The sequence below is a fragment of the Oscillibacter sp. genome, assembly GCF_031978065.1.
GTDB lineage: Bacteria > Bacillota > Clostridia > Oscillospirales > Oscillospiraceae > Oscillibacter.
Genome location: NZ_DALZCH010000105.1, coordinates 1 through 11,418, shown reverse-complemented (window position 1 = coordinate 11,418; position 11,418 = coordinate 1). Strand labels below are relative to the sequence as shown.

Here is an 11,418-nt window from a genome sequence, read left to right as displayed (position 1 = left end):
TGTGTCTCGTCTTTGGTTCCCCCCGGGGGTTCACTGGAGTCTGCCGGAAATTCGCCAAGGTTTTGCCGGGATGCTGAGAAAACGCTTGCCTTTGCAGGAAAAAATTGCTTCTCAAAACGAGTATGCGCTTGCGGTGACATTGCGGGATACTTCCAAACGAGGCGGTGAGAAATGAGACCGGATTTCGCTGAGCCAGCTAGCCTATTGGACTCATTCTCTCCCGGTAATTATTAAATACCACATTAGCACGTAAAAGTCAAGTGGTTTTTGTGACTTTCTACATTTTGCCATTATTTAGTCATCTTTTTTTATTGAATTTTAACATACGTCTGTGTAGAATTTAGGCCCTATCTTTCATTGTTCCTCCAATGTTCTGAAAAACGCAGAGGGCGACAGTGCAGGCTCGGTGCGAAACGCCGACAGCAGCGCATCTATGTTGTCCTCGTTGTGCTCAATCTCCCGGCAGTAAATCCGCAGGGCTTCGCCAAGCGGCAAAAGGCTTGCCGCCCGCTCCACCACCAGAGCACCCAGCAGGGCAAACTGCACCCGTCCCAGCAAGTCTCCGTCGTTGACGGCCTTGAGAGTATAGCGAAACAGGAAGTAGGCCACAATCCGTTCCAGCAAAGCTTCTGGAACCCCACCGGGCACCGCCTCCCTGCTCCGGCGCAGCAACGCCCTCCAATCATCCCCCAGAATTTCCAGACCGGACAGTGCCTCCCATACCCGGGGAAAAATCCCCTCCCCGGCCATCTGACTGCCGGGGGCGGGGGCCGTCCACACCTGACAAAGCTCCGGGAGTAACGGGGCCTCGTCTTCGTCCAGCAAAATCTGCCCCTCCACCGCCAGGGCCAGCAACTCCGCAAGACGAAAATCAATCTTGCGGGGGGGGGCCTGTAAAATCTCCAGAAGCTTTTTCCGGACGGCCAGAAGCGGGTCCAGCCAGGGGTCGGGTTCCTCCTCCTCCTCGTCCGTTTCCGTCTCTGGAAACGTCAGCGGCGTGTGAGAGGAGAGCAACAGACGGCAGACCTCCGGACAGGAAGCCACAAGGCTTGTCTCCCGCAGCGGGCCGTAGTCCTCGATAAACCGAGGATGGCTGCGGCAAACCTCGCCGGTGCGCTCCGGCCCAAGGGCCCGGTGGATGGCACAAAGGCCGTCCATGTCCCAGAAGGGACAACGGCTCGTGTCCGTCAGGGCAAAATAGTCCTCTCCGTCCTCGGTTTGCAGGGCCGCCCGGAGCCGCTCACCCAGCGACCCCGGAAGGGTGCGGTAAAAGGCGGCGGAAGCTTCGTCCACCACCACCTCCCAGCCCTGACAGCAAGAGTGGGGACACGCGCCCGCAAGGCACTGAAATTGTTTTAGATAATCCGGCGCCCGCAGTTGCATGCTGCCTGCTCCTTTATAATTAAAGATTTAACCCGTCCACAGCGGCTTTCAGCCGCTCCATGGCCTGCTCCAGCACGGAGCGGGGACAGGCGGCATTCAGGCGCATGAAGCCGCTGAGGTCCCGTCCAAAGGAATCCCCGTCGTTCAGGCCCAGCCGCGCCTTGTGAATCATAAAGTCGTGCAGTTCCTGATTTGTAAGCCCTAGCGCGCGGCAGTCCAGCCAGACGAGATAGGTGGCGTCCGGCACGGTGGGCCGAATCTGCGGAATATGTGCGGCGCAATAGTCATGAATGTAGTCAAAGTTGGCGCTGAGGTAGGGAAGGAGCTGGTCCAGCCACTCGTCGCCATGGGTAAACGCGGCCTCCATGGCCGTGAGGGAAAAGGCGTTGTTGCGGTGAATGTCCATGCGGTGCCAAAAGCGGTCGAAGACCTGCTTCTTGTGCCGGTTGGGAAACACCACGGTGCTGGCCTGCAAGCCCGCCAGATTAAAGGTCTTGGTGCCGGAGATGCATGTGATGACGTTTTCCGCGACGCTGGCGGTGACGGTGTGCTTCTTCCCGTGGAAAATCAAATCAGAGTGAATCTCGTCGGACACTATGGGCACGCAGTATTTTTCGCACAGCTCGCCCATCCGCCGCAGCTCCTCCGCCGTCCAGACGATTCCCAAAGGATTGTGGGGGTTGCACAGGATGAAGAGGTCGCACCGGCCCAGTTTTTCCTCAAAGTCCACCCAGTCCACGGTCCATTTTCCGTCCTTCTCCACAAGGGGATTTTCCACCACGGTGCGCTCCCACGCCTCAGTCATGTCGTAAAACTCGGAATACACCGGCGTTTGAATCAACACGCTGCCCCCCGCCGGGGTGAATAGCTGTATGCAGGCGGAAAGCGTCTGCACCACGCCGAGACTGAAGCTCATCAGGCTCTGGTCGATGTCCCAGCCGTTGCGCCGCTTCTGCCAGCCGCGGATAGCGGCAAAATAGCTGTCTGGCCGGGCGGTATAGCCCCAGATGCCCTCCTCCGCCCGGGCCTTCAGCGCGTCGATAATAGGCTGGGCGGTGCGAAAGTCCATGTCCGCGATCCACAGGGGAATCACGTCCTCCGTGCCGAACTTTTTCAGCCGCTCGTCGTATTTGGCGGCGCGGTTGCCGGAGCGGTCGATAATAGTGTCGAAATCATAGTTCATAAATAGCCTCACTTTCCAGAATCACCAATAAATTTATTCGCGCAGGGCGTGAGCCATCCGCATAAAGCAAACGATCCGCCCCGGAGCCGTGCCGTGGGTCCTCCACGGCGTAAACATTCTGCGGCTTTGCGCGGCTCAAAATGCAAAGCAAAGCAGCCGCCTCGCGGTTATTTTACCACGCTTCCGTCCCCCGCGCAATCCCGGCTGTTCTCTCCCCGCTGGGAGCTTTAGCTAATCCTTTTTATGGTGCAAGCGGCAAAATTCCGCATTTTTTCCTATTGACAAACCCGGCTCCTGCGTTTAGAATTACCTCGAATTAGTTCAATTTTTTTGACTAAATAAACTTAACTATTTGAATTTAAGGAGATATTGACAATGGATTTTGAGAAGGTACGGGACGTAATCGTGGAAACACTGGCCTGCGAGGCCGATCAGGTGACGATGGAAGCCACTCTGGCGGAGGATTTGGGCGCGGATTCCCTGGCCTCCGTGGAGTTGGTGATGGCGCTGGAGGAGGCCACAGGCGTGGCCATCGACGACGCGGAGCTTCCCAACCTGAAAACTGTGGGCGATATCGTGAAGTATCTGGAAGCTCACAAGGCCTGATTGCCGCACATCGACCGAAAGGGAACCGTTGCGGTTCCCTTTCGCGCTATAAGGTTTTTTGCGCGCCCCCTGCGGGCCGTCAAAAGGCGCGCGCCTCTGGTGAATGCCCGGAGCGCGAATAAAGGAAGGAGAATCATGACCAACTCCGAGATTTTTGAATTGATGGACCGCTTTGAAAAGAGCGGCATTTTGACCATGCGTGTCTGCGTTGGCGGCGATGAGCTGGAAATGAGCCGGGCGGGCTCCGCACCGGCGGTGACCGCCGTATCCGCTCCCGTCTCTCCCGCTGTGTCCGCTCCCGAAGCGCAGGAGGAGCGGGTGATCCGCGCCCCGCTGGTGGGAACGTTTTACGCCGCCTCTGCCCCGGACCATCCTCCCCTTGTGAAGCAGGGCGACCGCGTGAGCAAGGGACAGACCGTGTGCCTTATCGAGGCCATGAAAATGATGAGCGAGGTAACGGCCCCCTGCGACTGCGTGATTGAAGACGTGCTGGTGCAAAACGGCGACCTGCTGGGCTTTGACGCGCCCATCTTCCGCTATCGGGAGGCGTAACCATGTTCAGGCGCATTTTAATTGCCAATCGGGGCGAAATCGCACTGCGGGTGCTGCGGGCCTGCCGGGAGATGGAGATTGAAACGGTGGCGGTGTATTCCACCGCCGACGCGGACGCACTTCATGTCCAGCTTGCCACCCGGAGCATTTGCATCGGTCCGCCCAAGGCTGCGGACAGCTATCTCAATCAGGCGGCGCTTTTGACCGCCGCCAAAGCCACGGGCTGCGACGCGGTACATCCGGGCTACGGATTTTTGTCGGAAAACGCCGACTTTGCCGACGCCTGTGCCGCTGCCGGGCTGAAATTTATCGGCCCCTCCGGCGATTCCATCCGCAAGGCGGGAAGCAAGGCTGCCGCCTGCGGGCTGATGTCTGCGGCGGGCGTTCCCACGGTTCCCGGCTCCGGCGGCCCGCTGGCAGATGTGGACGCTGCTCTGAAAGTCGCCGGACAGGTGGGCTATCCCGTGCTGCTGAAGGCCAGCGCCGGTGGCGGCGGGCGGGGCATCCGCAAGGTGGAAGCTCCCGAAGAACTGCCCGCCGCGTTTCACGAGGCCGTGGCAGAGGCTGTGGCCTGCTTTGGCGACGGAACCATGTATCTTGAAAAATTTGTGGTGAATCCCCGGCACATTGAGTTTCAAATCCTCGCGGACAGTCAGGGAAACACCATCCACCTTTTTGACCGGGACTGCTCCATTCAGCGCCGGAACCAAAAGCTGATTGAAGAAGCCCCCGCCCGGTGTCTCACGCCGGAGCTGCGCCGGGAGATGGGCGAGGCGGCGGTCCGCGCCGCCCGGGCCGTGGGCTATGAAAACGCCGGGACGGTGGAGTTCCTTCTGGCGGAGGACGGGCGGTTTTACTTCTGTGAGATGAACACCCGCATTCAGGTGGAGCACGGCATTACAGAGCTTGTCACCGGAGTGGACCTTGTGCGCCAGCAAATCCGCATCGCGGCAGGGCTTTCCCTGGGCTTTACGCAGGAAGACATCCATCTGACCGGCCACGCCATCGAATGCCGCGTGAACGCGGAGGATCCCGCCGCCGATTTCCGCCCCTGCCCCGGCACAGCGTCTTTTGTGCACTTCCCCGGGGGAATGGGCGTGCGGATTGACTCGGGACTTTACAGCGGCTATACCCTGCCGCCCTATTACGATTCTCTGGCAGCAAAAGTTTTGGTCCACGCCCCCACCCGGCTGGAGGCCATCCGCCGGATGCGCCGCGCGCTGGAGGAACTGACCGTGGAGGGCTTTGCCACCAACGCGGGGCTGAGCCATCTGATTTTGTACCATCCGGATTTTGTCCGGGGAACCTGCACCACTGCATTTTTGGAAGCTCATTTACAGGAGTTGGTGGATTGGGATCGCAGGGCGGTGGAAAGTGAGGCAGCCAAATGACTTCGATTTTTGCCCAGCGGCGGCAAAAGCTGCTGGCGATGAAGGCCTTTCGGGACGGGCAAACCCACGCGCCAACCGCCGACACGGCCTGCCCCGGCTGCGGCCAAACCATGGGCGCGGGGGCGCTGTCCCAAACTCAATACGTCTGCCCCCATTGCGGCTATCATATGCCGCTGGGGAGTTACTACCGGCTCAGCACGATTCTGGACGCCGGCTCCTTCCGGGAGCTGAACCCCCGCCTGACCTCCACGGACCCCCTGCATTTTCCAGACTATTCCGCAAAGCTGGAGGCCACCCGGAAGAAGACCGGACTAAACGAAGCCGTGGTCACTGCCTTGGGAGCCGTGGATGGACAAAAATGCGTCATCGGGGTTTTGGACGCACGGTTTTTCCTTGGCAGCATGAGCGCCGCCGTGGGAGAGAAAATCACCCGCGCCATCGAGTTTGCTGCAAAGAGCAGGCTCCCCCTGATTCTCTTCTCCGCCAGCGGCGGAGCAAGAATGCAGGAAGGGATTCTCTCCTTGATGCAGATGGCGAAAACCAGCGCCGCGCTGGCTCGGTTTGATGAAAAAGGGGGCTTTTTCCTCTCGGTTCTCACAAACCCCACCACCGGCGGCGTCACCGCCAGCTTCGCAAGCCTTGGCGACGTGATTCTGGCGGAGCCGGGCGCCTTGATCGGCTTTGCCGGTCCCCGTGTCATTGAGCAGACCATCGGGCAAACACTGCCGCTGGGCTTCCAGCGGGCGGAGTTCCAACTGAAGCATGGCTTTGTGGACGCAGTGGTCCCCCGCAGCGAGCTGCGGAGCACGATTTCCCACCTGCTGGCGCTCCATGGGAAAGGAGGCCGCAATGAGTGAGCCTATGACCGCCGCCCAGCGGGTGGCGATTGCCCGCCATCATCAGCGGCCCAATGCGCAGGAGATTTTTGACTTTTTGTTTACGGACCTGTTTATCCAGCAGGGCGACCGTCTGGCGGGCGAGGACGAAAGTATTTTGGGCGGAATTGCCCGGTTCCACGGGCGGCCCGTCACGGTGATTGCCACCCGCAAGGGCCGCACGCTGGACGAAAACATCAAATATAACTTCGGGATGCCCTCCCCGGAGGGCTACCGCAAGGCACTGCGCCTGATGCGCCAGGCCCAGAAGTTCCGCCGCCCGATTTTCACGTTTATCGACACGCCGGGGGCTTACCCCGGCATGGAAGCGGAAGAACGGGGGCAGGGCGAGGCCATCGCCCGAAACCTGATGGAGATGAGCCGTCTTACCGTGCCCATCATTGCCACCATCACCGGAGAGGGCAACAGCGGCGGCGCGCTGGCCTTGGGCGTTGGGGACCGGGTACTGATGCTGGAAAACGCAGTGTATTCCATTCTCTCTCCCGAGGGATTTGCAACCATCCTGTGGAAGGATGCCTCCCGCCACGGGCAGGCCTGCGAGCTGATGCGGCTCACCGCCCCGGACCTGAAGCGGCTTGGAATCATCGACGAGATCATTCCCGAACCGGCGGGGGGCGCGCATCTTGCCCCGGACATCGCCCTGCGCGCACTGGACGAAGCGCTTGCCCGGAATTTAAAGTCCTTTTCCCGCCAGAGCGGGGAGGCGCTGGCTGCGGGGCGGTATCGGAAATTTAGACACATGGGGACACCCCCGAAGGAGGACCAATGAGCGGAATTAAAATTTGCGGCGCGGGACACTACACCCCGCCGAAGCTGGTCAGCAATGCCGACCTTGAGAAAATTGTAGACACCAATGACGAATGGATTACGTCCCGCACCGGCATCAAAACCCGCCACCACTGTGTGGAAGAAACTCACGCCGACATGTGCCGCCACGCGGCGCAGACGGCGCTGGAGCGCGCGGGAATCAAGCCGGAGGAAATCGGCGTATGCATCGTGGCCACGTTTTCCTCAGACTTCCTCTCCCCCAACGCCGCAAGCCTTTTGCAGCGGGATTTGGGCCTTTTAAACGACACGATCTGCTTTGACATCAACGCCGCGTGCAGCGGCTTCCTCTTCGCCATCCACACGGCGGAGTGCCTGCTGGCAGCATCGCCCCGGAAATATGGACTGGTGCTGGGGGCGGAGATGCTCAGCCGCTTTATCAACTGGGAGGATCGGGGCACCTGCGTCCTCTTTGGCGATGCAGCGGCCGCCGCCGTGGTGGAATGGAATGAGGAATACGAATCCCTCGGCGCGGTGCTCCACTGCGAGGGCGACAGCGAAATGCTGGGCGTCACCGGCTCGGGCCACAAGGCCCCGCCGCAGATTTTCATGCAGGGCCAGCAGGTGTTCAAATTCGCGGTGAACGCCGTGCCCTCCTGCATGGATCAGGTGCTGAAGCGCAGCGGAAAAACAATTGACGATGTGGACTTTTTCGTGTTCCATCAGGCCAATACCCGCATCATTGATCTGGCTGTGAGGAAGTATCACATTCCGGAGGAGAAGTACTACAAAAACATTGAGAAGTACGGCAACACTTCCGCCGCCAGCATTCCCATGGTGCTCAGCGAGCTGACGGAACTTGGCAAGGTCGGCCCCGGCAGCCGGGTGATGCTGGTGGGCTTTGGCGGCGGACGTGCGTGGGGCGCGGCGCTGGCGGAATTTAAATGAGAGGACGGACCCGCGTCTGCGGGGAAGCGACGTGATATGAGATTGAACGAGTTTCTGGGAACGGAGTTCCCCATTATTCAGGGCGGCATGGCCAATATCGCCACCGGCGAATTTGCCGCCGCCTGTGCCAATGCGGGCGCCCTTGGCATGATTGCCACCGGCGGCTGGGACGGTGAGCGTCTCCGGCAGGAGATTCGCCGGGCAAGAGAGTTGACAGACAAGCCTTTCGGCGTGAATCTGATGCTGATGAGCCCCCATGCCGACGACATTGCAAGGGTCATTCTGGAAGAAAACGTCCGGGTGGTGACCACCGGGGCGGGCAACCCCGGAAAGTATATTCCCGCGTGGAAGGAAGCGGGCATCAAGGTGATGCCCGTGGTGGCGGCGGCGGTGCTGGCAAAGCGGTTGGAGCGCTACGGCGTGGACGCGTTCATCGCAGAGGGCACCGAATCCGGCGGACACGTGGGCGAGATGACCACCATGGCGCTGGTCCCACAGGTCATTGATGCGGTAAACGTCCCCGTCATCGCCGCAGGCGGCATTGCCGACGGGCGGCAGTTGGCGGCGGCCTACGCGCTGGGCGCGATTGGCGTTCAGGTGGGCACCTGCCTGCTTGCAAGTGAGGAGTGCCCCATTCACGACGGATATAAGCAGGCAATTCTTAAGGCGAAGGACTCCGACACCGTGGTGACGGGCCGCAGCATCGGCGGGCCTGTCCGGGTTTTGAAAAACAAGATGGCACGGACCTATCTGGAACTTGAAAAGCGCAACGCCACACTTGAAGAGCTGGAAACCGTGACACTGGGCGGCCTGCGCCGGGCAGTGCTGGAAGGCGACGTGGAAAATGGCAGCGTGATGACCGGTCAGGTGGCCGGAATGCTCCATGAAATCCGCCCCCTGCGGGAAATTTTTGAGGAGCTTGCGACGGCGGGTGACGCCCGCATCCGGGAATTGGCGGCAAGCCTATGAAGCTGGGATTTTTATACGCCGGGCAGGGCGCCCAGCACCCCGGCATGGGCGCGGACCTATACGAAAAGTATCCGGCCTTTCGTTCCGCGCTGGACGGGGCGGACGCGAGCTTTGACTTAAAGGCCGTGTCCTTTGCGGACCCGGACGGACTTTTGAACGAGACGCAATACACCCAGCCCTGCATGGTGGCCTTTGCCGTAGGTCTGACGGACGTTTTGGCGGAAAAGGGCATTGTTCCCGCCGCCGCCGCAGGCCTGTCCCTCGGCGAATATTCCGCGCTGTACGCAGCAGGCGTGCTGGACGGAAAAGCCGCCGTGGAAATGGTGGCCTTTCGCGGCAAAGCCATGACCGACGCGGCAAAGGGCGTGGACTCCGCCATGATGGCGGTTTTGGGCGCAGACCGGGAAACGGTGACCGCCGCCTGCAAGGCCACATCAAGCCTTGGCATCGTGGAGCCTTGCAACTTTAACTGCCCCGGGCAAATCGTCATCGGCGGTGAGCGGGCGGCGGTTGAAAAGGCGGCATCTGTCGCCAAGGAGCTGGGCGCGAAGCGCTGCATGCCCCTAAACGTCAGCGGCCCGTTTCACACCTCCCTTTTAAAGCCCGCCGGGGATGCGCTGCGGGAATATTTCAAAATCGTGGACTTTCAGGAGCCGAAGATCCCCGTCCTGCACAACTGTCTGGGCGGTGAGCGTCAGGTTGGAGATTCCATTCCCGCCCTGCTGGAACGGCAGGTCCAGTCTGCCGTGTACATGGAGGACTGCATCCGCGCCATGGCGGCGCTGGGGGTGGACGCCGTGGTGGAAATTGGCCCCGGCAAGGCCCTGACCGGGTTTGTAAAGAAAACACTTCCCGGCTTCCCCGTGTTCAGCGTGGAAACAGCAGAGGATGTTGAGAAGCTGCCGGAGTTGCTGAAGGAGGTAGAGCGCGGATGAACTTTGCGGGTAAAACAGCCGTGGTCACTGGCGGAAGCCGGGGGCTGGGCCGGGCCGTGTGCCGAAAGCTCGCCGAGAATGGTGCCAACGTGGTCTTCTCCTATGCCGGAAACACCGCCGCCGCACAGGAGACGCTTGCAGAGCTTGAGAGCATGGGCGCAAACGTCCGCGCCGTGCAGGGCAGCGTAGCAGACAGCGAGGCGGTAAAAACCCTGATGGATACCGCCGTTAAGGAGTTCGGCAGGCTGGATATCCTCGTAAACAACGCCGGTATTACCCGAGACGGACTGGTGATGCTGATGAAGGAAGATGACTTCGACGCAGTCATTGACACGAACCTGAAAGGGACGTTTCTTTGCATGAAGGCCGCCAGCCGCATCATGCTCCGACAGAAATACGGGCGCATCGTAAACTTAAGCTCCGTGGTGGGGCTTCATGGCAACGCCGGACAGGTGAATTACGCCGCCAGTAAGGCGGGGGTCATCGGCATGACCAAGTCCCTTGCCAAGGAGCTGGCCGCCAAGGGCGTCACGGTGAACGCCGTTGCCCCGGGCTTTATCACCACCGACATGACCGACGGCCTGCCCGAGGCGGCGAAGTCCGCTCTGTTGGCCACCATTCCCATGGCCCGTCTGGGTGCGCCGGAGGACGTGGCCGAAGCCGTGGCCTTCCTCGCTGGGGACGGAGCCGGGTATATCACGGGGCAGGTTTTGGGCGTGGACGGCGGCATGGGCATGTAAACTGGGGGCCAATGCTCCCATACGCATAAAGCAATAAGGAGACAGGTATGGATAAAAGACGAGTTGTGATTACCGGCCTTGGCGCCGTCACGCCCATCGGACACTCCGCCCCCGAAACGTGGCAGGCGGTGCGAAATGGAGTGTGCGGCGTGGCCCCCATCACCGCCTATGACGCATCCGGGCAGAAGGTCACGCTGGCGGCGGAGGTCAAGAACTACCAGCCGGACGATTTTCTGGATAAAAAAGAAGCTAAGCACATGGCCCGCTTCACCCAGTTTGCGGTCATTTCCGCGCGGGAAGCACTGAAAGACGCCGGTTTTGACCCCGAAAAAGCGGACATGGACCGCTGCGGCGTGATTGTGTCCAGCGGCATCGGCGCACTGCAAAACACCGAGGACGAACACAGCCGGTATCTGGAAAAAGGCATTGACCGGGTGTCCCCCTTCTATATCCCCATGACCATCTGCAACATGGCGGCGGGGCAAGTTGCCATCGACGCAGGTTTTCGGGGCATGTGCTCCTGCCCCGTGACGGCCTGTGCCGGCGGCACCAACGCCGTGGGCGACGCATTCCATTACATCCGGGACGGGTACGCCGACGCGATGCTCTGCGGCGGCAGCGAGTCCGCGGTCACACCGCTGGCCATCGGCGGGTTCACCACCATGAAGGCCCTGACGCAGAGCACCGACCCCAATCGCGCCTCCATTCCCTTTGACGCGGAGCGCAGCGGCTTTGTCTTGGGCGAGGGATCGACAATTTTGTTGCTGGAGGAACTGGACCACGCGCTGGCCCGGGGCGCGAAGATTTACGCAGAGTTTGTGGGCTATGGCTCCACCTGCGACGCGTATCACATGACCGCTCCCCTGCCGGGCGGCGAAGGCGGCGCGAAAGCCATGGCGCTGGCCCTTTCCGACGCGGGGGTGCGGCCCGAGGATGTGGACTATATCAATGCCCACGGCACCTCCACGCCCTTAAACGACGCGGGGGAAACCGCCGCTATCAAAACTGTGTTCGGCGAGCACGCGACAAAGCTTGCCGTAAGCTCCACCA

The 11,418-nt window shown here is 60.7% G+C and carries 12 protein-coding genes; 10 read left to right on the top strand and 2 right to left on the bottom strand.

All coding sequences use genetic code 11. The annotated features are described in order from the left end of the window. Positions 1–354: 354 nt before the first annotated feature. Positions 355–1,383 carry a flagellin lysine-N-methylase gene (gene fliB, locus RTK01_RS13545; protein ID WP_312281480.1) on the bottom strand — a complete coding sequence of 343 codons (1,029 nt, stop codon included), beginning with the start codon at positions 1,381–1,383 and terminating at the stop codon, positions 355–357. 19 nt (positions 1,384–1,402) lie between these two features. Then, on the bottom strand, positions 1,403–2,566 hold the full coding sequence (locus tag RTK01_RS13540) for a MalY/PatB family protein (protein ID WP_312281479.1): 1,164 nt from the start codon (positions 2,564–2,566) through the stop codon (positions 1,403–1,405). 375 nt (positions 2,567–2,941) lie between these two features. On the opposite strand from RTK01_RS13540, the gene acpP reads away from it, so the two are divergent. The 10 genes from acpP to RTK01_RS13490 all read left to right on the top strand — a co-directional run. Further along, positions 2,942–3,172 (top strand): acyl carrier protein, encoded by a 231-nt coding sequence (gene acpP / locus RTK01_RS13535; RefSeq protein WP_293008302.1) that lies wholly within the window; start codon positions 2,942–2,944, stop codon positions 3,170–3,172. Positions 3,173–3,307: 135 nt separating this feature from the next. Next, complete coding sequence (locus tag RTK01_RS13530) at positions 3,308–3,724, top strand: biotin/lipoyl-containing protein (protein WP_312281478.1); 417 nt, start codon at positions 3,308–3,310, stop codon at positions 3,722–3,724. Positions 3,725–3,726: 2 nt separating this feature from the next. Beyond that, positions 3,727–5,115 carry an acetyl-CoA carboxylase biotin carboxylase subunit gene (gene accC / locus RTK01_RS13525; RefSeq protein ID WP_312281477.1) on the top strand — a complete coding sequence of 463 codons (1,389 nt, stop codon included), beginning with the start codon at positions 3,727–3,729 and terminating at the stop codon, positions 5,113–5,115. After that, positions 5,112–5,972, top strand: coding sequence for an acetyl-CoA carboxylase, carboxyltransferase subunit beta (accD, locus tag RTK01_RS13520; RefSeq protein WP_312281476.1), 861 nt, complete (start codon positions 5,112–5,114; stop codon positions 5,970–5,972). The genes accC and accD overlap by 4 nt, the downstream gene beginning before the upstream one ends. After that, complete coding sequence (locus RTK01_RS13515) at positions 5,965–6,780, top strand: acetyl-CoA carboxylase carboxyltransferase subunit alpha (protein ID WP_312281475.1); 816 nt, start codon at positions 5,965–5,967, stop codon at positions 6,778–6,780. The genes accD and RTK01_RS13515 overlap by 8 nt, the downstream gene beginning before the upstream one ends. Further along, on the top strand, positions 6,777–7,724 hold the full coding sequence (locus tag RTK01_RS13510) for a beta-ketoacyl-ACP synthase III (RefSeq protein ID WP_312281474.1): 948 nt from the start codon (positions 6,777–6,779) through the stop codon (positions 7,722–7,724). Before RTK01_RS13515 ends, RTK01_RS13510 begins: the two co-directional genes overlap by 4 nt. 36 nt (positions 7,725–7,760) lie before the next feature. Continuing rightward, positions 7,761–8,693 (top strand): nitronate monooxygenase, encoded by a 933-nt coding sequence (locus RTK01_RS13505; protein ID WP_312281473.1) that lies wholly within the window; start codon positions 7,761–7,763, stop codon positions 8,691–8,693. Beyond that, positions 8,690–9,628, top strand: a complete 939-nt coding sequence (fabD, locus tag RTK01_RS13500) for an ACP S-malonyltransferase (protein WP_312281472.1) — start codon at positions 8,690–8,692, stop codon at positions 9,626–9,628. The genes RTK01_RS13505 and fabD overlap by 4 nt, the downstream gene beginning before the upstream one ends. Further along, on the top strand, positions 9,625–10,368 hold the full coding sequence (fabG, locus tag RTK01_RS13495; protein WP_312281471.1) for a 3-oxoacyl-[acyl-carrier-protein] reductase: 744 nt from the start codon (positions 9,625–9,627) through the stop codon (positions 10,366–10,368). The genes fabD and fabG overlap by 4 nt, the downstream gene beginning before the upstream one ends. A gap of 47 nt (positions 10,369–10,415) precedes the next feature. Further along, positions 10,416–11,418 (top strand): beta-ketoacyl-[acyl-carrier-protein] synthase II (locus RTK01_RS13490; RefSeq protein WP_312281470.1); only part of this gene is annotated, 1,003 nt, incomplete at its 3' end.